Below are 26,910 nucleotides of genomic sequence, written 5' to 3' on the forward strand. Positions count from 1 at the left end.
TCCAGGGGTGACATCCTTTTCAGGTAATCTTTTCAAATTGGCAGGTTTCTTAATGTCACCTCCATGTCATATTATCAATGTTATTGTAGTAACATTTACCCACATTCTATTTTTAATCATAACAAATTGTCAATACATTTATTAAATAGAGAGATATTCTTCCTCCCTTTTCCACAAACTCCCATAACATCGTAAATTTCCATGTAAAATCAATGTTGTTTGCGCTTACAATAATCCATTGGTCAAAAATAATTACTGCTGACTTTCTGGATAAAATGATTTTTATATGTCTTTTTGCATGAAAAAACAATTGACAGGCTTCTTGCTATCATGAATAATGAAAGCAATATTGTTACTACAAATATTCGTTGCTCAATCAATCACACACAAAAATCAGAAACACCTCACTCAGATGAGTCATATAACATTACATTTAGGAGTGTGAACGCGTAGGGGAGAGTAGGGACTAAGGATAAAGAGCGTAGTCGCGTCAACTTATTTGCCAATACCAATCAAAGGAGCGATTAACGAATGAACAAACGGATGATTGCAATGATCTCAACGATGCTGGTTACCGCCTTAACGGGCTGCTCTTCTGAAGCTTCTAATAACAGCCCGGCCAATAACGGAGGCTCCGGTGCAAAACCGGAAACACTCCGTATTGCTATGGGTTCGCCCGGCGAAGGATTGATTAAGGTCTGGGAAACGATCGGCAAAGAGTTTGAAGCGCAGCATCAGGGGATTAAGGTGGAATTCAGCTATCAGGACGATGACACCTATCAGACGATCGGATTGCCAAATCTGCTAAGCGGCAAGAACGCTCCTGACCTGTACTTTGAATGGGCGGGGCAGCGCCTGCAGACAAGAGTAGCGGACGGTTATGCGGCGGATATTACAGAGCAGCTCCAAAGCTCAGGACTGAAGGATATGTTCGCGGAGGGTACCTTCAATGGTATGGTAATCGACGGCAAGACGTATATGATTCCAACTGCGGGCGATGTGACGAACGTAATCTTTTACAATAAAGCGGTATTCAATGATCTGGGTCTTCAGCCGCCAGCTACCTGGGAGGAATTCCTTAAGGTATGCGAGACCATCAAGCAGGCAGGCATCACCCCGCTCGTGATCGGCAACTCCGATCTGTGGACGGCAGGCAACTGGGTCGCCCATATCATCTCCCGGGTTGTGGGCGAAGACGCCTACAGTGAGGCTATGCAGCTGAAGCAGCCGTTCAATTCACCTGATTTTGTCAAAGCCTACGGTTACGTGCAGGAGCTCTGGGATAAAGGCTATATTAACGAAAATGTAACCGCCGCAAGCGACAGTGAGGCGGACATGCTGTTCCTGAACGGCAGCGGTGCCATGCATCCGATCGGCAGCTGGCTGGCTCCAACCGCAGTCGAAGAGACGCCGGAACTTGAGCTTGGCTACTTCAATACTCCGGCCATACCGGACGGCAAGGGCAATCAGGAGAGTGTAATCGGCGTGTTGAACGGAATGGTGGTCAATAAAAACTCCAGGCTGATCGACGAGGCCATTGAATTCATGAAGCTCTACAGCTCCCCCGAATCCTCCAAGAAGCTGTCCGATGCCGGGGCTGTACCGATTACCAAAGACGGGATCGACAAGGAGACCATGCTTCCGCTCTCGCTGGAATTGAACGATTTGATGGAGAATGCTCCGGCACTTGTGTCGCCGCCCGATACCGGCTATTCCATCGAGGTCGCCAACGCGCTCAATATGGCCACCTCCGAGGTTATCGGTGGCGCCAAATCACCTGAAGAGGCTCTGGCTGAGCTCGAGACAACCATCGCCCCTCTGAAGTAACGATGAGTACGTCCGTAAGGCGGCTTCATCCGGAAATCGAAGATTACGCATCCCCCCTTATACCTTGAATTGGAGGTGGACCCATGTCCGGCCGAAGCAATAAATTCTCTCCCTACCTGTTCATATCTCCAGCCCTCCTGCTGTTTGGCTTTGTTGTACTTGTCCCCGTCCTTATGACCTTCGTATTCAGCTTCTACGATTGGAATGGGATCGGCACTATGAAATTCACCGGCTTCGACAACTACATCCGGGCTTTTCAGGACCGTGTCTACATGAACTCCTACGGACACACGCTTATCTATATTGTCGCCACTGTCTTTGTTGAAGTCATTGCCGGACTCGGGCTCGCAGGCTTGATCACGATGGGCCGCAAGGGAAGCGGACTCTTCCGGCTCGCCTTCTTCGTGCCCGTCATGCTGCCGATGATAGTCGTCTCCTACTTATGGAAATTCGTCTATAATTCCGACTTTGGCCTCATCAATATCCTGCTGGAGAAGATCGGCCTGGAGAGCTGGACCCGTGTCTGGCTGGGCAACCCCGATACCGCGCTTTATGCCATCTGCATCGTATCCGGCTGGGTCTACGCAGGCTTCTATATGACCATCTTTTATTCCGGAATCCAGCGCATCTCTAGAGAAGTCTATGAATCGGCCTATCTGGACGGCGCAGGGGAAGGACAGATCTTCTTCAAAATCAAGGTGCCCATGATCCGTAATCTGGTGGAGACAGGCATCATGCTGTGTGTACTTACCGGCTTCCAGTCCTTCGATCTGTTCTATGTAATGACCAATGGCGGACCGTATAATTCAACCGAAATCGTTACGACCTACCTGGTCAAAGTAGTCTTCACCCATATGAGCATCGGCTACGGCTCCGCACTTGCCGTCATCATGACAATTGTGATCGCAGTGATCGGGCTTGTGGCCGGCAGACTGAATAAGAAAGACTCCAGTATACTTGAGTATTAGGAAGAAACGGCTTCGCAGTCCTCTGAAAGAGGCTTCGGGTGATGACTCAGGTACTTTGCGGGGACCCCGATACATGTAAACTCTGACATTATACGAAAGTGAGGTGTACCGCTTGACGACCACAGCCCTGGATCTCAAGAAAGACGCTTACAGCGGCGGGGAAGCGGCCAGCCGCAGAGCGTTCTCGCATATTCTGTATTATCTGTTCATGATCTTCATTTCCTGCTTCTATTTCTACCCGATTCTCTGGCTTATTCTCTCCTCCTTCCGTGAGAACCGGGAGATCTTCTCCGCTCCATTCGCACTGCCGGAACAGATCAATCTCCAGAACTGGTCCAAAGCCTGGACCGTCGGCAATATGAGCACCTACGCCGGCAACAGTGTAATTGTAACCTCGGCCACCGTTGCGGGCATCCTGCTCTTCGCGAGCCTCGCAGCCTTCGCCTTCAGCAAGCTCCGCTTCCGCGGCAGCAGCTTCCTGATGCTGATGTTCGTATTCGGACTGTTTATGCCGCTGCAATCCTTTTTCATTGCCCAGAGCTATATTTTTGAGCAGCTGAATTTGAAGGATTCCTATATGGGCTTAATCCTCCCTTACATTGGAACCGGCCTTCCGCTGGCCATATTCCTGCTCAAGGCATACTTGGATTCTATCCCGAAAGAGCTGCTGGAGGCTGCCCGGATAGACGGCTGCGGCAACTGGCGGATGTACAGCAGGATTATCCTTCCACTGCTTATTCCGAACATGGCCACCGTCGGGATCTTCTCAGCGCTGAATGCATGGAATGAGCTGCTGCTGGCCATGCTGTACATCCAGAATGATGCACTGAAGACGATACCGGTTGGTCTGCTGGCCTTCTCCAGCCGGTATATGACCGACTATAAGCTGCTGTTCTCAGCACTCTCGATTATTACGCTCCCAATGATTGTCGTATACCTCTTCTTCCACCGCTATATCGTTGCCGGCCTGACAGAAGGGGCGCTGAAATAACCGCCTGCTGACCTCATTCCTATTCCCGGAACAACAAATAACCCCTTCCAGCAAACGTAACCGGAATCATGACCTCATGAGTCTCCAAGTACGTTCTGCCCGAAGGGGCTATATGCGTTATTCTGTATTTAAGCCGGAGTAACTACTACCGGTTCTTCAACTTCTTCATGTACAGTCTTGATCTGAATCATGACCGTACTTGGATCGGTCAGCACTTCAATGCCATCCTGGAAAACCAGATCCGACACCAGCAATTGGTCGCCGATGGCAAGGCCGCTGATATCCACTTCCATGGAAGTAGGCAGATCGCCCGGCATACAGCGGACTTCTACTTCATAGATTTCCACCTGCAGTACGCCGCCTTCTTTGACGCCAACAGCTTCGCCTGCAAAATGAATGGTCACCTTGCTGTCCATGCTGATGCTCATGTTCACATGCTGGAAATCAATATGCAGCACTTTACCGGACATGGATTGCTTCTGGATGTTCTGAACCACTACCGGAACGGTTGTACCGTCGGTCAATTTCCCTTGCAGGATCGCCCGCGGATTCGTTCTCAGCACTTCCAGCAGTTCCTTCTCGTTCACTTCAAGACTAAGAGTATCTTTACCAATTCCGTACAGTACAGCCGGGATGCGGCCCTGCTTTCTTGCCACATTCAGGTTGGACTTCGTGTCAGACGTACGATTGCTTAGTTGAATAAATTTACTCATTGCTTGGTTCCCGCTCTCTTCGACCATAAATTCTTGTCACCTCAAGTGTAACATGACCATAGAATCTAGTCAAACCTGCAGCAATCAGACTTCATATTCGGCAAAAGGATCAGGGATCTCGATTCTATAGGCTTCCGCATCGCTGACGCCTACAGACAATACCGCCCGGCCGCCCGCTCCGCGTACCAGTCCGCCGCTGAAGATGACATCCTGCAGATCAGGACGTTTGCCCGGACCGATCGGGAAGTCGCTTCTGGCTGCGATGATTTTAATAGGGGTAGTCTCCAAAGTGTCCGGATTAAGCGAGAAGGCCATAGAGTAGTAATGCTTCTTCCCCAGACGGTCGAAGCAGGCAATATGCCCCAGCACACCTATATGGCCATTGCGCAGCAGATGGGCTTCATTGGCTCCGCCCCACTCTTCCGGCACGAACTGATGCTGCAGAATCTCCGCCTCCAGGAAGGTCTGTTCATGCAGCTCCTCCAGTGAATCAATAATGGTGAAGCCAATTTGTCCTCTGCCGCCCCGCTCTCCCTGCGGTCTGGTCAGTACACCGATTCTGCCATCCTGAAGCTCAATCAGCCGGATATCCTTCATCATTGCCGGACCGGAGGCGAAGTGATGAAGCGAGTCGATCCGGTATCCCCGGTAGAACTGGGTAACCCAGGAGACTATCTTGGGCGGATTATCCCCAGCCGTAATCACCTCAACTCCGCCGACAATCAATTCTCCCTTAACGCGGGTTACGCACGGGTCCTGCAGATTATAGGTATGGGTATGCGCACGGGGAACCCATACCCCATCTGCGCCGGATGTAAAAAAGAAGACTTGAGAGAACTCGCTATCCCGTTCCTCAACTCTTCCCAAGATCACTTCCTCCCCGTCATGCAGGAACGGAGCCGTTATATTGTAGACATCACGCCCGCCCACACCGGAGAAGACCAGCTTCTCCACGTGCACGGTACGGAGATTGGCATAAAAGGTATCCAGCAGTTCATTACAGGTTGCTGTCTTCGCCGGGCTCCTTGTCATTGCCTTCCTCCTCATATTCATTTGCCTTATCTATTGCCCAATCGTTCTCATCCGATTCCATCCGGATCAATTCCCCAGGCTGAATATTGAAATACGTACACAGCTTCAGCAGCAGATCCCGGGGATACTGCACCATCTCGTCTTTGTACATCCGCCGGACGGAATCGAAATGGTAATTAATGTCCTTCGCTAGCTTGCGAATCGATAATTTCGGGTCATGCTTATCCATAACCTCACTCAATTTACTGCGTATGACTGGCATCCATACACCTCCTACATCACTATATCCGGTGATTTCAAGGGAGTCAATAAATTGACAAGATTAAATGGTCATGTTATAGTTTGGGCAGGAAATTATTTGCAGAAACAAAACTTTATACCACTCATCCCCGGAAAATAAAGTCCTCTTTATTTTCTTTTTTTGTCCCCAAAAGTTCGATAATCAATAGGGAGGCTTTCTATTATGAACCACAGCAACCGCAATAAAAACATTGTTTTCCTGTCCACCAGCCTGCCTAGAGAATGCGGAATTGCCACCTTCACCCAGGATCTGCTGGATGAATTCACGAAGCTTCAGGGCTTCAACAAACCGCGCATCATCGCCATGAATAACAACGGGAACTACCGTTACACGGATCAGGTCATGCGGGAAATTAACCAACATCAGCTATCTGATTATATAGAATCAGCCAGGGACATCAACCAGTCAGATACCGATCTGCTAGTCATTCAGCATGAATTCGGCATCTACGGCGGAGAGAGCGGCGAATATCTGCTGCAGTTCACAGAAGAGCTTCAGATTCCTTACGTGGTTATCTTCCATACTGTCTTAACCAAGCCTACCCCCAAGCAGCATGAGATTATCACCCGGCTCGCCGAAGGAAGCGTCAAGGTAGTGACCATGGCCCAATCCACAGTAGAGGATCTAATCTCTGTCTATCATATTAACGCCGCCAAAATAGCATTCATTCATCACGGCGTTCCTTTTGTCCAGACCTCCACCCGTGCAGAGCTGAAGCTTCAATACAAGTTCGGCGAACGCAAAATCCTCTCGACCTTCGGCTTCCTGAGTCCCGGCAAGGGCATTGAATATGCGATTGAGGCTATGAGCGGCGTAGTGAAGCAGCATCCTGACGCGCTCTATATCATCTGGGGCAAGACGCATCCGGTCGTTAAGCAGGAGACCGGTGAAGTCTACCGGCAAAAGCTGACCGATCTGGTGCATGAATTAGACCTGGTCAATAATGTGCTGTTCGTCGACAAGCTGCTGACCCAGGAAGAGGTCATTGAGTCCCTGGTGATGTCGGATATATATATGACTCCTTATCTGGGCAAGGAACAGGCCGTCAGCGGAACGCTCGCTTATGGAGTCGGCTATGGCAGAGTGATTATCTCCACCCCTTACCGCTATGCCGAAGAGATGCTGGCGGGAGGCAGAGGACTGCTGGCAGCATTCCGCGATTCGGCTTCCCTGGAGGCCTGTATTCTGGAGCTGCTGGACAGTCCGGCCAAAGTCCGGGATATGGAACAGCGTACACAGGAACTCGGCAGTACAATGATGTGGAGTGAGGTTGCGAAGACCTATGCCGCCATCTTCCAGGACATTATAGGCCTTGCCACACCGGCTGACCGGAGTGTGATCTGATGCAGGCGCCAGCGGTGTTACAGTTCAAGCCGGACTATATGCGCCGGATTACCGATGATACAGGGATTTTTCAGCATACGAAATTCGGGGTTCCCGACCGTGCCAAAGGCTACACTACCGATGATAATGCGCGGGCTTTAATTGCAGCCGTTCTGATGTACAAAAAAAATCAGGACAACGCCTCCCTCGACCTGATCCATACGTACCTCTCTTTCGTCCACCATGCACAGACTGAAGAAGGCAACTTCCGGAACTTCATGGACTATAACCGTTCCTTCCTGGAAGAACGGGGCTCTGAGGATTGCCAGGGGCGTACCCTCTGGGCGTTGGGCTTCGTACTCTCCTATTCCTCCATATTGCCTGATAATCTGCTGAATACCTGCCGTTATTTAATCAACCAGGCGCTGCCGCATGTCGCAGGCCTGCGGTCGCCCCGGGCTCTGGCCTATGCCGTGATCGGACTCAGCTATTTACCCGGGACTCCAGGAGCACTCACCTACTCCTTCCCTTATCCGCATATACCAAGTACAGAAGAAGAACGTGCCTTCCTGCCTGAAGCCTTCATCACAGAACTTATTGAATCTGTTGCCGTCCGGCTGAATGACCAATACAATCTCACCAAGGGCGAAGGCTGGAACTGGTATGAAGACAGTCTTACGTATGGTAACTCGATGCTGCCTTGGGCGCTGCTTAAGGCTTACAAGATTTCCGGCAATCCGGCGCTGAGAATCACGGCTAAGGAAAGCCTCGATTTCCTGATCTCCCGGACCTTCGCGCCGGAAGGCTATTACAAGCCCATTGGCAGCCACGGCTGGCTGCTGCGCGGCGGCAGCCCTGCGTTATATGATGAACAGCCCATCGAAGCCTGCGAAATGCTGCTGGCCTGCGAGGAAGCGGCCGTTGTGCTGAAGGACCCGGCTTATCTGCAGCGGGCTGACCTGTGCTACGCCTGGTATACAGGGAATAATTCCTTGCAGATCTCCCTGATTGACCCCCAGTCCGGGGCTTGCTACGACGGCATTCACAGCTCAGGGCTGAACCTCAATCAGGGATCGGAGAGCATTATATCCTTCTCGATTGCCCATCTGGTGACTCATCATGGATAAATACGCAACCATACTTGCAGGCGGTGGCGGCACCCGCTTCTGGCCGCTGTCCAGACAGGAAATCCCCAAGCAGCTGCTGAACATCAGCGGCAACGATATTATGCTGAACGATACCATCGAACGCTTCAAGGGCATCATCCCGCAGGAGAATACCGTTATTGTAACGAACCGCACCCAGGCGGTCCTGCTGGAGAGCATTATGCACAGTAGTGTTCAGAAAAGCAATATTCTGATCGAGCCTGTGGCCCGGAATACTTCAGCAAGCATCCTGTTCGCCGCCTTCTCCATCCAGCAGATGAGTGAAGGGGATTCCCTAATGGTTGTCCTGCCTTCCGATCACTACATTACCGATGAGCCGCAGTTCCGGCTTACGCTGGACGAAGCCTGCACCGTCGCGATGGAGAGTGACGCCATTGTCACGATCGGGATTAAGCCGACCTTCCCGTCCACCGGCTACGGCTACATCGCTTATGACCAGGAGCCGATCGCAGTCAAGCCGGTTGCCGTATACGATGTAGCTGAATTCGTGGAGAAGCCGGATTTCAAGAAGGCACAGGGGTATCTGGCCTCCGGCAATTATCTCTGGAACAGCGGGATCTTCATCTGGAAGACTTCGGTCATTATCGATAACTTCAAGCGCTACCTGCCGCGGCTGTACAATACCATGCTGCCGATCCGCGATGCACTCGGTACAGATCAGGAGCAGGAGACCCTTAACCGGATCTATCCGCTGCTGCAGAATATCTCCATTGACTATGGCATACTTGAACGCTCTGATGAGGTAGTGGTGCTGTCCGGCCAGTTCGGCTGGAATGATATCGGCAGCTGGGACGCACTCGGGGCCATCTTCCCGCCTGATGATGAAGGCAACATTATCAAGGCCAATCATGTCGGCATCGACACCCGCAATTCCATTATCTATGGCAACGGGCGTCTGATTACCACCATCGGCGTTGACGGCTTCATCATCGCCGACACGGGGGACGCCCTCATGATCTGCCCTAAGGACAAGGCGCAGTCCGTCAAAGACATTGTGGATCTGCTCAAGGACAAGGGCATGCTGGAATATGTATAGGGGATGCTACTAATGTTGTATTAAGAGCAGGAGTATAACATAAGGGAGCACTGCTATTACAGCAATGCTCCCTTTGTTATGTTCTTATGGGTATCCTACTCGTCCAGCCTCAGGTCCAGGCCCAGAGGAATCCGTCGCGGTCCCAGGCAATCCGGCCGCCATGCAGCTTGCGGAAGGCCTTCTTCACTTCCTTGGATAACGAGGCATTGCCATTCTCATTCACGAATACAAATTCCTCACCGAAATTCGCCTTCACATATTCAATCGCAGCGGTCTGGTATAACGTCCCTGTGAACTTAATCTCCTTCACCATCCACTCCGCTACTTCCTGTGCGGTTACTTCCATTGGGGGTACTGCTCCTTCCTGTTCATCCTGCTTGCACATTCCCCCATTATACCATGAATCCCGTCAGTCGATTCCGCCATTCCAGCGGCCTTTACCTTTTGGCGAATAAGAAAGCTACGACAGGCTAACCACATAGGTCAGAAATTGATAGATATTATCCTTAAGCACCGTAGCTGTAGCCAGCAGCTTCTTGCCGGACGGACTCCAGTGAAGAGGATCAGCCAGATGAAAATCATTCAGCACAGGTGTCTGCTCTCCGGTCTCCACCTCGGTAATGAACAGGTCCTGCTGGTCATCCGTTGGACCGGCCGCCGTCACTGCATAAGCCAGCAGCTTGCCGTCCGGCGACCAGCTGGTGCCGAAGATCTGCTGCCCTGAAGCTAGCTTAGACTGCTCATTGCCTTCGCTGTCACAGAGCTTCAGAGTCATCTCTCCGCGTCCGATACGCTCGACAATCGCCATCTGACTTCCGTCCGGAGAAGGAACCGCCCAGATCACATTCTTTCGCAGCACCTTGGTCTGCTTCGTCGCTATGTCATAGGCGCTAAGCTGGCTGTCTTCACCTGTAACATAGAGAATCCGGCTGCCGGTCTGAACCACCTCATGCACATACGGGATGCCCGTCTTCACGATCGTCTCCTGCTTGCCGGTCACATCTGCACTTAGAATATTGCCTTCCATATCAGGAAAAATCACATGCGCGTCATCCGCCCACTTTCCTTCCTCCACCCGAAACTCTGCATCGCTTACCTTCACCGGTGCACCCCCGGACAGATCCATAATATAGCCGAATCCTGTGGGGTCATACAGCTCCTTGTAGAAAACATGCGTCTTATCCGGAGACAACTGCGGCGCGCCGTAATTCAGCTCTCCCGTCTGAAGCGGAGCTTCCTCACCTGTGGACAGGGTATGCAGATAGAGATTCAGCGGATACCGCTCCTGTCCTTCAATCACCTGCGGGGGAAGACTGCGGTTCTCCTTGGTCACTACCATTACATCCTCACCGGCAAAATCCGTCCCCCGCACCCCCTCCACCTTCTGTATGCCCGCAAGCTTCAGCTTTGTGTAGACCGGTTCGCTGATATTATCGAGGACTGTAATTTTGCGGCCTGCCTTCTCTATAACCTCACGTGTATCTGTGCTCTCAGTACTACAGGCAGTAACCGATAGCAGAACAGCTCCGCAGAGCAGAATGCTCCAGATCTTGCCCCAGGCTCTATGGCTCTTATGATTCATTCAGGCTTCCCTCCAGCTCATCGCTCATGTTGCCTCTTCAGCATACCGGACGCTTATTTCCAAACCGTATCTCCAATATATCCAAATTGTAAACATCGTCCCTTCAGGTCATTAGCGGAAAAGACAGCTCAAACGCTGCCCCTTCGCCTGAGCCTTCCAGCAAGACAATGGTGCCGCCCTGCTTCTCCACCAGATTACGGACCAGCGAGAGACCAAGCCCTGTGCCGCCCGAGGCTCTGGAACGGTCACGATTGACCGTATAGAACGCTTCGAAGATCTTCTCCCGCGACGCCTCCGGAATGCCGATGCCGGAATCCTGCACGGTGATCCATACCCGTTGCTCCCTGACCTCGCTGTGCAGATGAATACTCCCCTGCGGGACATTATATTTGATCGCATTGTCCAGCAGATTGATAAAGATATGCATGAAGCTTTCTCTATCGATCCAGATATGCGCGGGCTGGGCGTCAAGCGTGACGGTAAGGCCGTAGCGCTCCGCCTTGCCTTTCATCCGTCCGCAGATATCACGCAGGGTACTCTCAACCTCCAGCAGCTCTGCCTGGGATTCAAAATCATACTTCTCCAGCGCCGTCAATTGCAGCACCTTCTCCACCATCTCGTACAGTCGCTCCGTTTCCTTGGCAATACTCAGCTTGGCATCATGCAGCAGCTTGGGGTCATCATCATACATATTCAGCAGATCGACATATGCCTTAATCGAGGTCAGCGGCGTCTTGAATTCATGGCTGATGTTCCCGATGTACTGCTTCTGCTGCTGCTCCAGCGCCTGAAGCTTCTCCACGGCCAGCTGGAGCTTGCGCCGTTCTTCATCCTTGGCGGCAATGCTGCGCTCGATCTCCCGGCTCATGAAGTAGATGCCCTCGGCCAGCTCCCCCAGCTCATCCTTGCGCCGCACCGGCGGAGCTGTGATATAGTCGGCACCGCGGATATCCTCCGCCGCCTTCTTCAGCCGCCCGATAGCAGCAGCCGCACGGTTGAAGTACAGATACCCGAGGATGAAGCTGAATACCAGCACCGCGCCGCCTGTGGTAAGGAACAGATTCAGCAGCGTCTGCTGGAAGCTGCGGGCACCCTCCAGGGAGTACTGCAGCTGCACCACGCCCATCTGCCCCTCCGGCCCCTGCAGCGGGGCCAGGTAGAACAGCCTGTCGCCTTCACTCTGGTAGGCGACCTTGTTATTCAGCGCGTAGTCCAGCGCTGTGCTGAGATCCGGCTTGCCCGGCCCAGGCTCGCCTTGCGCCGAGGTGCCCGCCTGCTGGCCCTGGCTGTCGTACAGGGTCACCTCCAGGCCGGTGAATCCGGCCAGCTCGGCAGCCAGCGCCTTGCCGCGCTGCTGCATGAAGACCTGCGGCGTAAGGCGCGCACCGGTATAGTATGTCTGCTTCACGCGCAGATTGACCGTGTTGACGTGCTGGGCCAGATTGTGCTCCGTCTGGCCCTGCTCATTGCGCTCCACGCCGCGCAGGACGAAGTAGCTCAGCACGCCGACGGCCAGAATCAGCAGCACCGCCAGGAACAGGCTGAACTTCAGCTTAATGCTGATTCTCATGAGTAGCTCCCCGCAGGCACTGCCTTATAGCCTACACCGTAGACGGTTTGCAGGATATTCTGGTAGGGCTCGCCCAGCTTTTTGCGCAGCCGCTGGATATGAATATCCACGGTGCGCGTTCCTCCGGCATAGTCCATATCCCAGACCTGCTCCAGCAGCTCCTCGCGCATATACACCCGCTGCGGGTGCGAGAGCAGCAGATGCAGCAGATCGAATTCCTTCGGGGTCAGCTCCAGCGGCTCCCCGCCAAGCTCGGCGCTGCGCCGGTCCGGGTGAACCTGCAAGAGGCCGTATTCGATCAGCTCACTGCGGATCTCAGCCGTATTCTTCTCCAGCCGGCGCAGCAGCGCCTTCACCCGGGCCAGCAGCTCGCGGATCTCGAAGGGCTTGGTCATATAATCGTCTGCGCCCAGCTCCAGACCGACAATTTTATCAACAATATCATTCTTGACAGTCAGCAGGATGATTCCAATATCATCCCGGTCCTCCAGCTTGCGGCAGACATCATAACCGCTTAGCTTCGGCATCATTACATCCAGCACCAGCACATTCGGACGGAAGGTATTCGCCTTGCTTAGCGCTTCCTCACCGTCACCGGCAGTATCGACCTCATAGCCTTCACGCCGCAGCGCGTAGGCAATCGCACTTACTATGGCCGGTTCGTCATCGACGACCAGTATTTTTTTCATAGACGGTTCATCCTTCCGCTCTCGCTTGTTCGGTTCGGTAATGCCCTTCAAGAATAACGCAGATGAAGAAGCCGGAGCAAGGAACCGGCAGGAGCCAAGCAAAGTTTAGGTTATCTTTAAGAAGACTTAAGCTTCATTTCAGTATTGCCCAGTAAACTGTACTTAGCTGAAGTTCACTAGCCGCCGTAAATGATGAACCTTGACCGATATAACCAACCACGAAAAGAGGATGATACACATGAATATAAAACATATGAATATTAAGCGTGTAATGATTGTAGGAACAATGATCGTAGCTATGTCGTTCGGAGGAACGGCCTGGGGTAAGCCGGCTTTACATACCCTTCCTGTCGCCAAATGGTCCACCTCTGATGTGGCCGATACCGATGAGCTGCTGGATGCCCTGAACCTGAACCCTACCTCTGACGAAGAGCTATACGACGCCTTGTATGACGGCAAATCCCTGCGTAACATTGCAGAAGAGAATGGCGGCAACGTGACTCAGGTCATTAACCTGCAAGTCAAGCAGCTGACCCAGCAGCTCGAAGCCAGACTCGCCAGCGGCAGCATCACCCCGCAGCAGTTCAACGTACAGAAGGCCGAGCTCAGGGAGATTGTCGCGCAGAGTGTCGAAACCTCGTTTGGCTGAGTGAATGGGCGCAGCGACAACTAAATAGGGCTGAAAGTATTTAAAAAGCTGTCCCTTTAGCAGACTTACTGCGTATGGGACAGCTTTTTTTATATCCGGCTCATATGCCTTCGCAGCAACACATTCAGATCATTCAAAGAGCACTATTGACCTAAGTCCCGCTCTTGTTATGATTAATAGATACTCTTAGAAGTGGAGGAATAGCTATGAATGATGCGCTAATGGAACGTTTGCAGCTTTTTTTAACCAAAGAAGGAAATCAGAGTCTGCTTGGTACACCGGCAACAGAGGAACAAATCGCTGAGGCAGAGAAGCAACTGGGTCTGTCGCTGGATCAGGATATGTTCAATTCATCCGAAGCTTTGGCGGCGCCTATGCCGGACTATCCGTACACGCCTTCAGCAACGGTTCCTCCATCGGGCGGGAGAGTGTGATCGAGTTAACGTTGTCCTTCCGCGAGGATTACAAGGATACCCCTATGAGCGGGCTGCTTGCACGAAGTGCAGTCTTTTCCATGGACGGCTCGGGCAACCCGATCCTGCTTGACCCCGAGGGCCGCGTGCTGCTCATCGACCATGATAACGGGGATTACGAGGTGATCGCAGAATCGTTTGCTGCGCTGATCGAAGAGAATTTTATGGAGTGGTAGCTTCATTCCTTGCAGCTAATTATTATCGATGACAATCATATCGATCCTCTGAAATGGAGTCCACTCCTCTACAATTTCCGCCATTATTTTGGTATGGGTCATCGTCTTGGCAAAACCTACCGGGCAGAAACCTAATCCTTACGGTTAATGTCCCACGCTCCCATAGAGCAGAACTCAACCTTAAGGCTGGATGTGCCTGTAATATCTTCGAGAATCGGTACAATCAAATTGGAATAACGGTGATATAACCATTCTGAAGCAAAACGGCTCGGACTGTAGACGCAGTAAGTCTCCCCCAGCTGTTTCCCCTTCGTGCCCTTGAACCAGGTGTTGAAGCTGGGTGGTGAGATGCGGCCTTGGATACGATCCAAGGCCGCAGTCCAGACCTCATCCGGCAGTTCGATGGGAGGGCTTACAATTTTCTCAGAAGCTGAATCGCTGCTAACATTATCCCCTAACAGAAGCTCTTCTACCGACTTCCCGAAGACCTGTCCAAGCTTCAGCAACACCCCGATATCAGGCAGGCAGTCTCCCTGCTCCCACTTAGAAACCGCCTGATGGCTTACGCCAACTAAGCTGGACAGCTCTGTTTGGGTCAGGGCTAACCCCTTCCTTAAGTTCAATATATTCTGCCCGGCTTTGTTATTATCTATCAACGTGACGACACCTCCATTCTACTTTCACTCAACACAGCCAATAGTAGCATAGAGGAGCTGATATCGAAATCGAGCGTAAGTAGAGTATTCTGAATTTATTCTGCAACTCTAGGTTGCAAAAGGCTATGTAGTAGTCTTGAATGCTCATCCCATTAAAAAACGGCTGGTCAGGTTCCCCTGATCCAGCCGTTTACGGTTATTTCAATATTACATTATCGATCAATACTGCCGTGTCAAAGACGCTGTCACCTTGATCCCATACATGGAATCGGAGGACAATGGAGCCCTTGCCGGCAAATTGGCTCACATCAAATTGGACGTGCTTCCAATTCGTCATGTAGGCCGTATCATCCCCGCCGTAGAAATTAACGTCTACTTTGTTCTCATCAATCCAATAGGCTGTGGACTCATTAATCGATTCCTTACCAACAATCACAGATTCCTGTCCGTAGACACTGGACGTCACCGTAGGTCCGCCATTCAAGTGTGAGGTGACGAGGGAAGCTGGATTGATGTATACACTAGAAGTTACTGTTGCTCTAAATGTATCGTTGTATTTGGTTCCAACATATTCCTTTGGCTCCTCAGAAATGAAATTGTAATCGAACGACAAGGTTGTGGCTCCCGCCGGGACAATGAAGCTCTGCTCGATATAACTATCGGAATTGTAGTCATATCCTCCCTTATCATTGTTTTCAAACCCAAGGCCAGTACTGATAATCGCCATGTAGTTACCCTCTGTAGGCTTAAGCGGCCCCAGCTTTGAGATGACCCGGACATCTCCGTTTCCATTCCAGCCGGTCCATTTTCCGTTCTCAAAGGTTCCGTTGATGATCCCTTCGGTCTTCGTACCGATGCTGCTTCCCTTCATAACGAATGCTGCCAACCCGTCATCGGCTCCATGAGCAGCCACTGCTGCCTCAAAAGCTTGTCCGGTTGTCATATTCTCATTATTCAAGGCATTGAATACGGATGGAGCAATGACCTGATCATAAGCAAGCTTTACATAATCGGTGTAACCATAATAAGTGCTGGCGCCATTGTTGATGAACGCATCCGACATGGAATCGTTGTATGCGCTGCGGCAGCTGCCGTTATATACAATAGTGCCGGGAAGCATATCATTGTACCGTGTAATGAAAGAAGGCGTAATCGCATAATAACCCGATATGATAGCCAATCTTCCCTTTTTCAGATCCAGTTCATAGGTCTTGTTGTTCTCTGCGGTTGCCTTCTCTCCAGTCAGGAACATGACTTGCGGCCCCGCATATTTGAAATCAACACCGTATTTATCATGGAATGTCTGGAGCACGATCTCATCATAGTACGTATCCCCATGGGAATCTAAGACCACAACACCATACTGATTAAGTCCTTTGAAGAAGTTAACGCCCGCTGCGCTGTCCTTTACTCTCTCCACAAGGAAGGGGTAATTCGACTGCTCGAAGCTTTGATATACAGCGTCATACACCGTCGAAGATGGAAGTGTGCCGGAGAATGGAGAGACCACAGCAACCTGCTGGCTTCCTATGGTGGCTACGGTTTGTTCCACATCTTGCGTGAGCGCCGTCAATGCATTATTGGACGCAGCCTCTTCTACAGTGTTGTTTAATCCTTTTGTATTCTCAGGGGCCGAGGATATTCCGCCTAGAATCCCGTTGTCCAGCAAATACCAGATGCTTCCTCCTTCACCCGATATTCCTGCATGCTCTACTTCGTCCTGGGTTTGAAGCCAAGCCACTGTTTCTTCCTTTGCCTGTTGCAAATTACTTGTAGAAGCAGCCAGTTGATCAAGCTTACTCTGTGTATTATTTTCAATCATTTCTGTTTGTGCAAGCTGTTCATCTGTAAGATGCTTCAGTACAGACAGTTTAAAGACTGCACTGCTAGGCACCTCTCCAACAAAGGCCTGCAGATTTATGTAGCCCTCTGTATTTTCAGTTAATGCTGCTTTGCCGCTATAGAGTCCGTCAGCCGCAAGGCTGTCTCCATGAATTTCTTGACCATCATCGTACATCAGAGTGATCTGTGACATCACTTTGCCGCTGTCATCTACCTGATAGACACTTGCAGTTGCTGTCTCTGCCGCATTAAGCGTTGTACGGAAAATAACTTCAGTGGACTCTTCTGCATAAATAGCATCTGTACTCTCCCCCTTCACTACAATCTGGAGAGCATTGGCCGGTACTGGAGTTGGCTCCACTGGTGCCGGTGTTGCTGGTGCTGGAGTTGGCTCCGCTGGTGCCGGTGTTGCTGGTGCTGGAGTCGGCTCCGCTGGTGCCGGTGTTGTGGGTGCAGGCGTTGCCGATGCTGGCGTTCCTGGACCCGGGGCTGCCGGAGCGCTCACAGACGTATCACGGACAGCTTGTGTCGCTGTAGGAGCCGGAGTAACCACCGGAGTCTTACCATTATTCGTCTCTTCAGCAAGGAGCTGCTTGGACTTCTCAACATATAGTGCCTTATTCGTCTTGAACTCATATGCGAGACGAGCCAGAGCCTGGCGCTCTGCGCGCTCTTTAGGTTTGAATTTCAGCGTGCCGTCAATGCCCTCTACCCCGTTGATGAACCCATTGTTGAAGGCAAGGGATACTTGAGCTTTTGCCCATTCAGACACCTCAGACATATCCGACAGCTTACTGCCAAGCGGCAGCTTCTTCGCCGTTTCATCTAATTCAAAGGCCCGGATGAAAAATACAACCAGCTCTTCCCGGGTTACACTCGAATTAGGACTGAACGTGCTCGCCGATGTCCCCTCTGTGATACCTGCCTTCACCAATGCTCCTACATAGCCACGATACCAGCTGGTGGCGGCAACGTCTTTGAATGGTGCAGCCTGATCACCACTTACTTCCAAGCCTAACGACAGGACTATGATTTTCGCCAGTTCGGCGCGCGACATAGCCTTATTCGGTTTGAAGGTGTTATCTTCATACCCCGAGATGATTCCTGCTTCAGTTAAGGATTGAATCTCCTTCTGAGCATAAGAGCCTGCGATATCTTTCAATTGCGCGGACTCCCCGAACACCAGATGTGGCGTAAGGCTGCTTATTAGCAGGGCAATTACAATCACCAGACTGAGTTTACGACGTACTGCTTGGAATAACAAAATTTCTTCCCCCTCTTTCTTTATAAAAAAATCAAAAAACCATCGCCCTACAGAGTTCCAAGGATGGAATATCGCTCCATAATTCGACAACTTCTTGATTCTACAATAGGACTATGTAAATTTACTATGTATATTGATACTAGGAAATTGTATAAATTGGAATATTAGAGGAAGAAAATTTAAAAAAAGACCATCAAGCATAAGCTTGATAGCCTAAATTACGATTAAAGTGGATTGAATAAGCTCCGCTCACCAAGATATCGGCCAACCGCCCCATCGCTCCAGACATGCGCTTCGACGTACCGCTCGGGGCCGTATTTTCCGTCATTGTTCCAATGCTGCGGTAACCCGTACTTGTCAATGATGCTCACAATCTCGGGATAGGTATACAGAGTGTGCCTGTACTCTTTGCCATCGTTAATCAGCGGGCTGAAGGTGGGCATGGAGTCCCCATAGGTAAAAGAAATCGTGTTCACATCAAATTCCTCAATCGGAATCTTGAGCGATGCGCCATTCTCGAACCATGTGCTTAGCCACGGACTGTGTTCAACTACCATATAATGCGGGGAGGACCGCTGGACCACACCGCCCTTACGTATAAATTCCGCCCGGATGATGCTCTCGCAGTTCCGCCGATATTCCACATACTTATCATGTCTTTGGGCGCTCTGGGCCTTGGGCTTGGTCTGCTTAATCGTCTCCAGCACGGCCCTCGCCTGATCGCCCGGCAAATCAGATAGGCTAACAAACGGACCCACAGCTGCATCATAGTAATGATATAAGAACATCGTTCCGCTCCTTTTCTAGAGCACAGACTCCAGCACTTCATCCTCAGCATCAATACTATTCAAGGCCGTACGGTTAATCCAAGACAGCGCCAGTGTCCCCTCGCCCATATGAGCACCTACCACCGGGACAAAGGTCATTATTTCTGTACGCACCGAAGGGGACATGGCCTTAATGGCCCACTCCAGGCTCAGTGCCTCTTCTCTGTTATTGGCGTGCATAATACATACATCCTGGAAACGGCCGATTTCCTCCTGGATGGTCTCCAGCAGCTTTTGCTTCGTCTTCTTGAAGGTGCGGATTTTATCAACAACGACAATTTTGCCCTCATCGAACCGCAGAAGCAGATGAATCCGCATCAGCTGGCCCAGCAGGAACTGAGAGCCGGAGAGCCGTCCGCTTCGGTGCAGCTGGCTCAGGCTGGCAGGGATAATATAGAAGGACATTTCCTCGATTATATTATCAATTCTGTTCTTGATCTCCTGTGCAGAGCAGCCTGCCTGCTGCCAGTGAATACCGCGCAGAAGCATCTCACGGATCGGGTACGCGCCTACTTTGGAATCGATACCAATTACGTTGACTCCAGCAATGTCTGCCGCCTGCATCGAGGTGTTGAAGGTTCCGCTAAGCTCGGAGGAACAGTGGATCGCAATAATCTCGTCATACTCTTCCTTCAGACGCTCGTATAATTCCACGAACTCGCCAATCGGCGGCTGGGAGCTGCCTACCTTGTCATGCTGACGCATTTTGTCATAGAACTGATCGGCGTTAATATCTATATTTTCTCTATAACATTCATTATTAACAATTAGACGGAGGGGGACGATATACACATGGTTATTCATAGCGAATTCAGAATCAATGGTGCTGGTGCTGTCAGTCACCCAGGCGATGGATTTCATAGTCATTACTCTCTTTCGTGAGGAATTCACTGCTCAGGAATCAGCAGCTATGGCTGTCTGTATATTCATAAATTATACAGGATGCCAAGCCTGCGTAGAGCATTCCTTGAATAATCCCAGCACTTTTTTTCAACTAAATTCGACATAAATTCACATTATATATGACGAATATACCTGTTTAAGAGAGGTTTGATTATGGTATGAGAAAAGTGGAAATTAGCGTCAGCACGAGCAACATCCTAATATCCAACCAAGGTCCTTAACGTGTTCACATTCTCCTGAAGGAATGCTTGATTCTTGTCCACACCCCGGTTATGGCACCACACAATGGAGGCGAACGCATCGTATAGATCATATAACGGCAGGACTCTTTCCAGATCCAGTATAGGCCGGATTGATTGATAACCTTCCATGAATGGCCTCTTAGTTCCTGAATCGACCTCCCACAGATACCGGTTGACCTTCGTAAAATCCACCTCCGACGAACCGCCGCGGGCACTCTCGAAATCAATAATGCCGGCAACCCGGTTCCCGTTCACCAATATATTGCCCGGTCTATAATCCATGTGGACCATGCAGGGGCCGTCAGGATCAGGCAGAGCAGAGAACAGCTCATCAAAGTGAAGCATACATTTCTCAACCAATGTTGGATCGAGTATCTCCTTACATGGCTCTTCCCATTTCTCAAAATTACTCCGGATATATATTCGCCAGTCATTCGGGTCCAGATCCTTAAAGCCGCTGGCTACATGGTAGCCATATCCCGGAGTTGTAACCTCATGGAGCATTGCAAGATACATGCCTATTTGATAAGAAAGCTGCTCGTCCAGCTCCCCCGTACAAGGCGTCCCCTGAATTGCTGAAAGAAGCAATGCTCCTGTCATAGTGTCATCCCCGTACCAAATATCTAGCACCTCAGGAACAGGAATCACACCTTTCAATGCTTCAAGGATCTTAAATTCACGGACCAGCTTGTCCTTGTTAAACGGAACTTTCACATAGACGTTCTCTCCGCCGGCAAGCGTAAGCTTATATACCTCGGAACTAAACGAATCTGGCACACCCTCTATGTTCGAAACGTTCAACTTAAGCCTGTCTATAAAGTGATGAATAACGCTCATAGATTACCTCCTGAAGCTAGTTTGTCAGGCTGGCCTAACTTAGCGATCACGCGACTCCATAGACTATTTCTCTAATCCCGGAAGTACTGCGTCACCGTTCCCTTGCCTGCCCCAACCTCTACCTCTGCAAAAGCCCCGTTCACCAAAGTAACCTGGGGAGGCAGGTGCCCGCAGTCGATATCGTATGCGACCGGCAGGCCCAGCTCATCGGCCAGCTCCTGGTAGACATCCTCTACGGTGTACCCGTCCAAGTTAGCCGCGCTCCGGCCGAACATAAGTCCGCTGCAATGCTCGAACCAGCCCGCCAGCTTCATCTGCACCAGGGAGCGGCGCAGGTCGGTCACGGACAGCTCACAGTTCTCTAAGTACCACAGAATAGGCTCATTATGGATATAGTGCTGCTGGAAATGCCGCACATCTCCATACGGCGTGCCGATCAGATGACGGATAACGTCAATGCAGCCGCCCAGCAGGCGGCCCTGCATGGCGAGGGCCTGATTGCCCACCGTCTTCCAGCTAGTGGCTTCTGTAAGGTTGAACACATGGGGCGACGGCTCGCCTCCTCCCCATTCCAGCTGGTATTGCTGTGAGGATTGCTGAAATACAGAGCCGCCGCTTGGCGTAGACAATACCTTGTCCCACATGGCGGTTGTCGGGTCTGTCTCTTCTCCCCGGAGATCAATGAAGTTCGTGCCATGGGCAGTGGCAATCCCCGTCTTCAGCGTGACAGCCAGCAGCAGCACACTGATATCGGAATACCCGAGAATCCATTTACACTTCATCTTGCTGAAATCCACCTGCTCCAGCATCTCGATCAGCAGCTCCCCGCCCCAGGGAGGCACGACGAGTCCGATGGACTCATCGGCCATCATCGCGTTGAATTCAGCGGCACGTACAGCAGCCGGAGCCGATTTAGCCTTTTCCTGTGTCCATGCTGTGGGTCCGCAGACTACGCCGTACCCTCTTTTTTGCAGCCGTTCTACAGCCAGCTCAAGCAGTTCACGAAGCTCCTCTCCTACTCCTGATGAGGGTGCAGTTACACCAATAACGGCTTCTGCTTCTAATACGGGATATCTGATCATCCGGTTATTCCTCCTAAGGTAACCCCACCAAGTGGGGCTTTAGCTTCGATGATGACTCAGGTACTTTGCGGGGACCCCAAAACATATAAATTCTATAAAAAAGGAGATACCCGAACCTTGAGCAGGCTGAATATCCCCCTAGTGTACTAAGCATTATATCATTGACTGCGTCATTCCAGCGAAGGCTTATTATCCCGGCTGATATCCAGAATATCCAGGAAAAAGACGAAGATTGGAATCCCGAGAATCAGTCCCCATACCCCGATATAATGCTCGGAGAACAACAGCACTACCAGAGTGTAGAACATCGGCAGGTTCATTTTGGAGGACATCAGCTTCGGGTTGAGGAAGTAGCCCTCTATGACATGTAACAGGGCAATCATCACCAGAATGTTGATCGTCAGCATCAATCCACCCGTGTTATAACCGATAATGCACAGCGGAATCAGCGAAATGACAAAGCCGACGACCGGAATCAAGCTGAGCATGAAGATCATAATGGAGAGGGCGAACAGATACGGGAATGGCTCGAAAAAGAAACCAAGCACCCACAGCCCGACCACGGTAAACAAAGTATTGAACAGCGCAATCAGAATCTGTGCTTCAATGACCTTGCCGAAGGAGGAGATGAATTTTCTGCCGAAATACTCCAGCTCCACATAGAACCAGGAGATCTTGCTGTCTCTCAGGCGGGAGGTGAAGCTGACGATCCGGTTCTTCTCTAGAATGAAGACAAGGCTTAGAATCGTGGACAGGACGAAGGTGGTGCCCCAGTTACTGATTTTGAAGACATATTCGATCCCTTGATTCAAATAACTCTGATAATTGAGCTCCCTGACCTTTCGGAACAAGTACTGCATAATTTCATTCTGCGGAATATCATCGGAGGTCAGCGTGCCGAGAAAAGTGGTTAATTGCTTGATCTGTGAGAATACCTTGGGCATATATTTGACGAGTGCCATGACGATCATGCTGATCAGCGCCACATACAGTATAATGATGATGACCTTGCTGTTCACCTTCACGAATTTGCCGATCCGCTTGCTCAATAGCACCTGAAAGCTGTTCATCACATAAGCGATCAGAAAGGTCAGCAGCACCAGATTCAGCATATCCCTGATACTGTACAGCAGCAGTCCAATCAATCCCAGAATCAAGAAGCGCCGGACTGTTAAATTGGCGACATAACGCTTGAATACTTCCATTGTTCCCTTGTTCCTCTCCATTCGCTGGCAGATAAGATTTTTATTATAGTGTACCGTACTGAAAACAAATATAGCAACTTTGGCATCGCCCAATTCCCGCGAAACCACGAACTTTATGTCGATTTACAGGAAGCTCTATTGCTATATGCTATAATGTGGGCAAAACTGGAACATATATACCTTTTTCAATATTCCAAATCAATGAATTCAAACTAATGGAGGCGAAAGCTGGTATGAACAAAGTAATCTGTATCACCGGAGCATCCTCCGGCATCGGCCTTGCCACTGCACTGAAGTTCGCCCATGAGGGCTGGACGGTCTATGCCGGAACCCGCCATCTGAAGCGTGAACAGGAGCTGTACCAGAATGTGGAGGGTCTGCAGTTCGTAGAGCTGGAGGTGACACAGCCGGAGAGTATTCAGCAGGTTATAGACCGGATAGAAGCGGAGCAAGGCAAGCTGGATCTATTATTCTGTAATGCCGGATTCGGATATCTGAGAGCGCTTGGACAGGCACCGTTCCCTGAGATCGAGGATGTCTTCAATACCAACGTGTACGGGGTCATGCATACGATCCGGGCTGCACTGCCGCTGCTGCAAAAGACTGGCTACGCCCATATTGTGGCTACCTCCAGTGTCGGCGGACTGGTCGGGCAACCGATGAACGAGGTCTACTGCGCCAGCAAATTCGCAGTGGAAGGGCTGCTGGAGAGTCTGGCCACCTATTATAAGCCGCAGTTCAATATCGATATCACCCTGCTGGAGCCAGGAGCGATTGCTACGGAGTTCAATTCAACCGTCATGGGGCATGTCGCCAGCACCGGCGGCGTTCTGGAAGACGAGTACAAGCCAATTCTGGATGCTTATAGAGCGGCCTTCCTGGAGCGCAATGTGGAGCCGCAGACGGCAGACTCTGTTGCGGATGTGATGTGGGAGCTGGTACAGCTTGAGACCAAGCCGCTACGCCTGCGCACCTCGGAGCGGGCCGAAGCCTTCGTGGCCCGCAAGGTCAGTACCGACCCTACCGGACTGGAAGGCGTACTAAGCACGCGCAGAATTCAGTTGAATATGTAAATGTAGACAGCCGCTCCCATTCCTGGAGCGGCTGTCTTTGGCTTTCCCTTATCAGATGCTAGCGCTGAATCGGCTCAATCCGGTACGTTCCGGTACTGCCGTCTCCAGCAGGCCCGCCAGTGACCGCCCAGCCGTAAGACAACACATCCTCCAGCCGTTCGCATTCAGCCTCCGTTAATTCCGCTTCCACCGCTTCCTGCCCCTCTTCCAGCTCCAGCTTCGCTTCAATACCGAGTGCAACCTCGATCCAGCTGCGGATGCCGCGGATGGTATTGTATTTAATCTGGTAGCCTTCCAGAACGGCCCGGCGGAATCCCTCCGGCTGTTCCTCTGCAAGGACAGATAACTGTCCGTAATCGAACTCGTATTTACTCTCATCGGCCGGCAGATCCCCTTCACTGACTCTGCGCAGCAGCTCTTCGTCAGATCCGGACAGCGCGCGCAGCGATTCCAGCAGAAGGGCATCCCATTGTGATAATTTGACCTTGCTAGTCGGTATTGTCATTGTATCTCCTCCTTGATTCACAGATGTGTATCTCCTAAGATTCGTTCATAATATTAGTCTGCATATTCCCCGGCCACATAATGTCCGGGACTCACTTCCCGCAGTGCAGCGGCTTCCTCTGTCCCGCGCGTAGCCGGGTAAGCCTCCAGCTGGATTCTGCGGCTGGCCTTCATCGGATCTGTCTCCAGAATGGAGGACAGCAGGGCTCTGGTGTAGGGGTGGAGCGGATTATCGTACAGCTCATCGCTTGGAGCCACCTCCACCAGCCGGCCGCCGTACATCACGCCGATCCGGTCAGCAATATGGCGGACCATCGACAGATCATGGGCGATGAACAGATAGGTCAGTCCGAACTCGGCTTGCAGATCCTCCAGCATATTAACGACCTGGGCCTGGACAGAGACATCCAGCGCAGAGATGGGCTCATCGCAGACGACGAACTCGGGCCGGACCGACAGCGCCCGTGCAATGGAGATCCGCTGGCGTTGCCCGCCGCTGAATTCATGAGGGAAGCGGTACAGATGTTCCCGCTTCAGTCCCACCTTCTCCAGCAGCTCTGCCACCGCATCCTTGCGCTCTTCGCCCAGATAGAGACCGTGAATCCGCATCGGCTCACTGATCAGCTCCAGTACATTCAGGCTTGGATTAAGCGAGGAATACGGGTCCTGAAAGATTGACTGAATTCGCCTGCGGAAGGGCTTCAGCCCTTTCTCGCCCAGCTTGCCAAGCGGCTTCCCGTCGTAGAACACCTCACCGTCTGTATAATCGTACAGACGGAGCAGACAGCGCCCGACCGTGGACTTGCCGCTCCCGGATTCACCGACCAGACCGAAGGTCTCGCCCTGACGAATCTGGAAGCTGACCCCGTCTACGGCCTTAAGTACGCCCTTATCCCGTCCGCGCAAATCCTTGCCCTTCGGGAAATGCTTCTTCAGATTGCTAACCTCCACAAGCACCTTGCGCTCACTCAAGTGAAATCCCTCCCCGCTGTAACTGCTGTCTTCTCTTCTGTACCTTCGGTCAGCCAGCACATCGAGCGGTGCCCCGGTGCAAACTCGACTACCGGAGGACGTTCACTGCAGCGGGCGAAGGCATGCGGACAACGGTCCATGAACGGGCAGCCGGGCGGGGGATTCAGCAGATCGGGCGGTGTGCCCTCGATCGGAATCAGCCGCTCACGTTCACCGCCGCCGCGCTTCGGTATGGAACGCAGCAAGCCCTGCGTATACGGATGCTGAGGCCGGTAGAAGATATCCTGCACCGTCCCCTCCTCCATCACCAGTCCGCCATACATGACAATGACGCGCGTGCAGACCTGGGCTACCACTCCCAGATCATGAGTAATAAGCGCAACAGCTGTATCTCCCCGTTCCTTCAGCTCTTTGAACAGATCGAGGATCTGCGCCTGGATGGTCGCATCCAGCGCGGTGGTAGGCTCATCGGCAATCAGCAGCTCCGGGCGGCAGGAGAGCGCCATCGCGATCATCACCCGCTGGCGCATCCCTCCGCTGAATTCATGGGGATATTGCTTCAGCCGCTGCTCCGGATCACGGATGCCGACCTGGCGGAGAAGCTCCGCGGCTTCGGTATACGCCGCCGCTTTATCCAGTCCGCGGTGTCTGCGGATAACCTCTGTCAATTGCTGGCCGATTCGCTTGACCGGATTCAGCGAGGTCATCGGGTCCTGGAAGACCATCGCAATCCGGTTGCCCCGCAAGGACCGCCACTGCTTCTCCGTAAGCCCCTTCAGGCTCTTGCCGCGGAATTCCAGCTTCCCGGCAGTCATATGCCCCGGCGGTGTGATCAGTGACATGACCGCCTTGGCTGTAACGCTTTTGCCGCTGCCGGATTCCCCGACAATGCCTACGGTCTCACCCGCATCAATATGGAAGCTAACGCCACGGACGGCCTGATTCTCGCCGTCCCGGGTAGCGAAGGAAACCTGTAAATTCTCAACAGTCAGCAGCCGTTCAGTCAT

The 26,910-nt window shown here is 51.6% G+C and carries 27 protein-coding genes and 1 pseudogene; 11 read left to right on the forward strand and 17 right to left on the reverse strand.

Going from position 1 to position 26,910, the window contains the following annotated elements:
• Nucleotides 1-531 precede the first annotated feature (531 nt).
• The 3 genes from MHH78_RS00730 to MHH78_RS00740 all read left to right on the forward strand — a co-directional run bounded on the left by MHH78_RS00730 (nucleotide 532) and on the right by MHH78_RS00740 (nucleotide 3,786).
• A complete protein-coding gene (locus tag MHH78_RS00730; protein WP_076077507.1) occupies nucleotides 532-1,827 on the forward strand; it encodes an ABC transporter substrate-binding protein in 1,296 nt (431 codons plus the stop codon).
• Nucleotides 1,828-1,910: 83 nt separating this feature from the next.
• Complete coding sequence (locus tag MHH78_RS00735; RefSeq protein ID WP_341166322.1) at nucleotides 1,911-2,795, forward strand: carbohydrate ABC transporter permease; 885 nt, start codon at nucleotides 1,911-1,913, stop codon at nucleotides 2,793-2,795.
• A gap of 112 nt (nucleotides 2,796-2,907) precedes the next feature.
• Nucleotides 2,908-3,786 (forward strand): carbohydrate ABC transporter permease, encoded by an 879-nt coding sequence (locus MHH78_RS00740; RefSeq protein ID WP_341166323.1) that lies wholly within the window; start codon nucleotides 2,908-2,910, stop codon nucleotides 3,784-3,786.
• 128 nt (nucleotides 3,787-3,914) lie between these two features.
• On the opposite strand, the gene MHH78_RS00745 is transcribed toward MHH78_RS00740, so the two are convergent.
• The 3 genes from MHH78_RS00745 to MHH78_RS00755 all read right to left on the reverse strand — a co-directional run bounded on the left by MHH78_RS00745 (nucleotide 3,915) and on the right by MHH78_RS00755 (nucleotide 5,793).
• A complete protein-coding gene (locus MHH78_RS00745; protein WP_341166324.1) occupies nucleotides 3,915-4,499 on the reverse strand; it encodes a 50S ribosomal protein L25 in 585 nt (194 codons plus the stop codon).
• Between the two features lie 84 nt (nucleotides 4,500-4,583).
• Nucleotides 4,584-5,531, reverse strand: a complete 948-nt coding sequence (locus MHH78_RS00750) for a DUF1861 family protein (protein WP_076077502.1) — start codon at nucleotides 5,529-5,531, stop codon at nucleotides 4,584-4,586.
• Entirely contained in the window at nucleotides 5,497-5,793 is a 297-nt protein-coding gene (locus MHH78_RS00755) for a helix-turn-helix domain-containing protein (RefSeq protein ID WP_063830889.1), read from the reverse strand. The genes MHH78_RS00750 and MHH78_RS00755 overlap by 35 nt, the downstream gene beginning before the upstream one ends.
• Before the next feature lie 201 nt (nucleotides 5,794-5,994).
• Here MHH78_RS00755 and MHH78_RS00760 point away from each other — a divergent pair, with 201 nt between their 5' ends.
• The 3 genes from MHH78_RS00760 to MHH78_RS00770 are packed head-to-tail and all read left to right on the forward strand — an operon-like array spanning nucleotide 5,995 to nucleotide 9,357.
• Complete coding sequence (locus tag MHH78_RS00760) at nucleotides 5,995-7,176, forward strand: glycosyltransferase family 4 protein (protein WP_076077498.1); 1,182 nt, start codon at nucleotides 5,995-5,997, stop codon at nucleotides 7,174-7,176.
• A complete protein-coding gene (locus MHH78_RS00765) occupies nucleotides 7,176-8,282 on the forward strand; it encodes a glycosyltransferase (RefSeq protein ID WP_341166325.1) in 1,107 nt (368 codons plus the stop codon). Before MHH78_RS00760 ends, MHH78_RS00765 begins: the two co-directional genes overlap by 1 nt.
• Nucleotides 8,275-9,357, forward strand: coding sequence for a mannose-1-phosphate guanylyltransferase (locus MHH78_RS00770; RefSeq protein WP_341166326.1), 1,083 nt, complete (start codon nucleotides 8,275-8,277; stop codon nucleotides 9,355-9,357). Before MHH78_RS00765 ends, MHH78_RS00770 begins: the two co-directional genes overlap by 8 nt.
• A 109-nt stretch (nucleotides 9,358-9,466) precedes the next feature.
• On the opposite strand, the gene MHH78_RS00775 is transcribed toward MHH78_RS00770, so the two are convergent.
• The 4 genes from MHH78_RS00775 to MHH78_RS00790 all read right to left on the reverse strand — a co-directional run bounded on the left by MHH78_RS00775 (nucleotide 9,467) and on the right by MHH78_RS00790 (nucleotide 13,198).
• Nucleotides 9,467-9,703 (reverse strand): DUF6953 family protein, encoded by a 237-nt coding sequence (locus tag MHH78_RS00775; protein ID WP_036723590.1) that lies wholly within the window; start codon nucleotides 9,701-9,703, stop codon nucleotides 9,467-9,469.
• Nucleotides 9,704-9,817: 114 nt separating this feature from the next.
• Entirely contained in the window at nucleotides 9,818-10,939 is a 1,122-nt protein-coding gene (locus MHH78_RS00780) for a hypothetical protein (RefSeq protein ID WP_341166327.1), read from the reverse strand.
• A gap of 103 nt (nucleotides 10,940-11,042) precedes the next feature.
• Nucleotides 11,043-12,509, reverse strand: coding sequence for a sensor histidine kinase (locus MHH78_RS00785; RefSeq protein WP_341166328.1), 1,467 nt, complete (start codon nucleotides 12,507-12,509; stop codon nucleotides 11,043-11,045).
• Nucleotides 12,506-13,198: a response regulator transcription factor gene (locus tag MHH78_RS00790; protein WP_076077487.1), complete on the reverse strand. Its 693-nt coding sequence runs from the start codon at nucleotides 13,196-13,198 to the stop codon at nucleotides 12,506-12,508. Before MHH78_RS00790 ends, MHH78_RS00785 begins: the two co-directional genes overlap by 4 nt.
• 238 nt (nucleotides 13,199-13,436) lie before the next feature.
• Between MHH78_RS00790 and MHH78_RS00795 the strand changes: the two genes are divergently transcribed.
• The 4 genes and pseudogenes from MHH78_RS00795 to MHH78_RS00810 all read left to right on the forward strand — a co-directional run.
• Nucleotides 13,437-13,847: a hypothetical protein gene (locus MHH78_RS00795; RefSeq protein ID WP_340825513.1), complete on the forward strand. Its 411-nt coding sequence runs from the start codon at nucleotides 13,437-13,439 to the stop codon at nucleotides 13,845-13,847.
• A gap of 206 nt (nucleotides 13,848-14,053) precedes the next feature.
• Nucleotides 14,054-14,281 carry a hypothetical protein gene (locus MHH78_RS00800; RefSeq protein ID WP_341166329.1) on the forward strand — a complete coding sequence of 76 codons (228 nt, stop codon included), beginning with the start codon at nucleotides 14,054-14,056 and terminating at the stop codon, nucleotides 14,279-14,281.
• Nucleotides 14,200-14,496: an SMI1/KNR4 family protein gene (locus tag MHH78_RS00805; protein ID WP_341170257.1), complete on the forward strand. Its 297-nt coding sequence runs from the start codon at nucleotides 14,200-14,202 to the stop codon at nucleotides 14,494-14,496. Before MHH78_RS00800 ends, MHH78_RS00805 begins: the two co-directional genes overlap by 82 nt.
• Before the next feature lie 3 nt (nucleotides 14,497-14,499).
• Nucleotides 14,500-14,631: pseudogene (locus MHH78_RS00810) on the forward strand (flavin reductase family protein); the annotation flags it as partial.
• On the opposite strand, the gene MHH78_RS00815 reads toward MHH78_RS00810, so the two are convergent.
• From MHH78_RS00815 to MHH78_RS00845, 7 genes are all read right to left on the reverse strand, one after another.
• Nucleotides 14,628-15,152: a helix-turn-helix transcriptional regulator gene (locus MHH78_RS00815; protein ID WP_341166330.1), complete on the reverse strand. Its 525-nt coding sequence runs from the start codon at nucleotides 15,150-15,152 to the stop codon at nucleotides 14,628-14,630. The pseudogene MHH78_RS00810 and the gene MHH78_RS00815 sit on opposite strands and share 4 nt — an antisense overlap.
• 196 nt (nucleotides 15,153-15,348) lie before the next feature.
• Nucleotides 15,349-18,258, reverse strand: coding sequence for an S-layer homology domain-containing protein (locus MHH78_RS00820; RefSeq protein ID WP_341166331.1), 2,910 nt, complete (start codon nucleotides 18,256-18,258; stop codon nucleotides 15,349-15,351).
• Between the two features lie 224 nt (nucleotides 18,259-18,482).
• Entirely contained in the window at nucleotides 18,483-19,046 is a 564-nt protein-coding gene (locus MHH78_RS00825) for a hypothetical protein (RefSeq protein ID WP_341166332.1), read from the reverse strand.
• A gap of 15 nt (nucleotides 19,047-19,061) precedes the next feature.
• Nucleotides 19,062-19,946 carry a DegV family protein gene (locus tag MHH78_RS00830; protein ID WP_341166333.1) on the reverse strand — a complete coding sequence of 295 codons (885 nt, stop codon included), beginning with the start codon at nucleotides 19,944-19,946 and terminating at the stop codon, nucleotides 19,062-19,064.
• Between the two features lie 239 nt (nucleotides 19,947-20,185).
• Nucleotides 20,186-21,067, reverse strand: a complete 882-nt coding sequence (locus MHH78_RS00835; protein WP_341166334.1) for a phosphotransferase family protein — start codon at nucleotides 21,065-21,067, stop codon at nucleotides 20,186-20,188.
• A gap of 71 nt (nucleotides 21,068-21,138) precedes the next feature.
• On the reverse strand, nucleotides 21,139-22,149 hold the full coding sequence (locus MHH78_RS00840) for a S66 family peptidase (protein ID WP_341166335.1): 1,011 nt from the start codon (nucleotides 22,147-22,149) through the stop codon (nucleotides 21,139-21,141).
• 170 nt (nucleotides 22,150-22,319) lie between these two features.
• Nucleotides 22,320-23,354 carry an AI-2E family transporter gene (locus tag MHH78_RS00845; protein WP_036723609.1) on the reverse strand — a complete coding sequence of 345 codons (1,035 nt, stop codon included), beginning with the start codon at nucleotides 23,352-23,354 and terminating at the stop codon, nucleotides 22,320-22,322.
• A gap of 233 nt (nucleotides 23,355-23,587) precedes the next feature.
• On the opposite strand from MHH78_RS00845, the gene MHH78_RS00850 reads away from it, so the two are divergent.
• Nucleotides 23,588-24,427, forward strand: a complete 840-nt coding sequence (locus tag MHH78_RS00850; protein WP_076077442.1) for an SDR family oxidoreductase — start codon at nucleotides 23,588-23,590, stop codon at nucleotides 24,425-24,427.
• Between the two features lie 58 nt (nucleotides 24,428-24,485).
• Here the strand turns inward: MHH78_RS00850 and MHH78_RS00855 are convergent, their stop codons facing one another.
• The 3 genes from MHH78_RS00855 to MHH78_RS00865 are packed head-to-tail and all read right to left on the reverse strand — an operon-like array spanning nucleotide 24,486 to nucleotide 26,910.
• Complete coding sequence (locus tag MHH78_RS00855) at nucleotides 24,486-24,932, reverse strand: hypothetical protein (protein WP_341166336.1); 447 nt, start codon at nucleotides 24,930-24,932, stop codon at nucleotides 24,486-24,488.
• 53 nt (nucleotides 24,933-24,985) lie between these two features.
• Nucleotides 24,986-25,903, reverse strand: a complete 918-nt coding sequence (locus MHH78_RS00860) for an ABC transporter ATP-binding protein (protein ID WP_341166337.1) — start codon at nucleotides 25,901-25,903, stop codon at nucleotides 24,986-24,988.
• A complete protein-coding gene (locus MHH78_RS00865; protein WP_036723621.1) occupies nucleotides 25,900-26,910 on the reverse strand; it encodes an ABC transporter ATP-binding protein in 1,011 nt (336 codons plus the stop codon). Before MHH78_RS00865 ends, MHH78_RS00860 begins: the two co-directional genes overlap by 4 nt.

Origin of the sequence: Paenibacillus sp. FSL H3-0333, from assembly GCF_038002805.1 — a bacterium.
Lineage (GTDB): Bacteria > Bacillota > Bacilli > Paenibacillales > Paenibacillaceae > Paenibacillus_AQ > Paenibacillus_AQ silagei.

Excerpts from the sequence above, each read along its gene's own strand:
- MHH78_RS00855 (WP_341166336.1), bottom strand. The coding sequence starts at position 24,932 with ATGACAATACCGACTAGCAAGGTCAAATTATCACAATGGGATGCCCTT.
- MHH78_RS00795 (WP_340825513.1), top strand. The coding sequence starts at position 13,437 with ATGAATATAAAACATATGAATATTAAGCGTGTAATGATTGTAGGAACA.
- MHH78_RS00790 (WP_076077487.1), bottom strand. The coding sequence starts at position 13,198 with ATGAAAAAAATACTGGTCGTCGATGACGAACCGGCCATAGTAAGTGCG.
- MHH78_RS00735 (WP_341166322.1), top strand. The coding sequence starts at position 1,911 with ATGTCCGGCCGAAGCAATAAATTCTCTCCCTACCTGTTCATATCTCCA.
- MHH78_RS00780 (WP_341166327.1), bottom strand. The coding sequence starts at position 10,939 with ATGAATCATAAGAGCCATAGAGCCTGGGGCAAGATCTGGAGCATTCTG.
- MHH78_RS00770 (WP_341166326.1), top strand. The coding sequence starts at position 8,275 with ATGGATAAATACGCAACCATACTTGCAGGCGGTGGCGGCACCCGCTTC.
- MHH78_RS00845 (WP_036723609.1), bottom strand. The coding sequence starts at position 23,354 with ATGGAAGTATTCAAGCGTTATGTCGCCAATTTAACAGTCCGGCGCTTC.
- MHH78_RS00755 (WP_063830889.1), bottom strand. The coding sequence starts at position 5,793 with ATGCCAGTCATACGCAGTAAATTGAGTGAGGTTATGGATAAGCATGAC.
- MHH78_RS00785 (WP_341166328.1), bottom strand. The coding sequence starts at position 12,509 with ATGAGAATCAGCATTAAGCTGAAGTTCAGCCTGTTCCTGGCGGTGCTG.
- MHH78_RS00840 (WP_341166335.1), bottom strand. The coding sequence starts at position 22,149 with ATGATCAGATATCCCGTATTAGAAGCAGAAGCCGTTATTGGTGTAACT.
- MHH78_RS00775 (WP_036723590.1), bottom strand. The coding sequence starts at position 9,703 with ATGGAAGTAACCGCACAGGAAGTAGCGGAGTGGATGGTGAAGGAGATT.
- MHH78_RS00745 (WP_341166324.1), bottom strand. The coding sequence starts at position 4,499 with ATGAGTAAATTTATTCAACTAAGCAATCGTACGTCTGACACGAAGTCC.
- MHH78_RS00835 (WP_341166334.1), bottom strand. The coding sequence starts at position 21,067 with ATGAGCGTTATTCATCACTTTATAGACAGGCTTAAGTTGAACGTTTCG.
- MHH78_RS00825 (WP_341166332.1), bottom strand. The coding sequence starts at position 19,046 with ATGTTCTTATATCATTACTATGATGCAGCTGTGGGTCCGTTTGTTAGC.
- MHH78_RS00750 (WP_076077502.1), bottom strand. The coding sequence starts at position 5,531 with ATGACAAGGAGCCCGGCGAAGACAGCAACCTGTAATGAACTGCTGGAT.
- MHH78_RS00800 (WP_341166329.1), top strand. The coding sequence starts at position 14,054 with ATGAATGATGCGCTAATGGAACGTTTGCAGCTTTTTTTAACCAAAGAA.
- MHH78_RS00730 (WP_076077507.1), top strand. The coding sequence starts at position 532 with ATGAACAAACGGATGATTGCAATGATCTCAACGATGCTGGTTACCGCC.
- MHH78_RS00760 (WP_076077498.1), top strand. The coding sequence starts at position 5,995 with ATGAACCACAGCAACCGCAATAAAAACATTGTTTTCCTGTCCACCAGC.
- MHH78_RS00850 (WP_076077442.1), top strand. The coding sequence starts at position 23,588 with ATGAACAAAGTAATCTGTATCACCGGAGCATCCTCCGGCATCGGCCTT.
- MHH78_RS00865 (WP_036723621.1), bottom strand. The coding sequence starts at position 26,910 with ATGACTGAACGGCTGCTGACTGTTGAGAATTTACAGGTTTCCTTCGCT.
- MHH78_RS00830 (WP_341166333.1), bottom strand. The coding sequence starts at position 19,946 with ATGAAATCCATCGCCTGGGTGACTGACAGCACCAGCACCATTGATTCT.
- MHH78_RS00765 (WP_341166325.1), top strand. The coding sequence starts at position 7,176 with ATGCAGGCGCCAGCGGTGTTACAGTTCAAGCCGGACTATATGCGCCGG.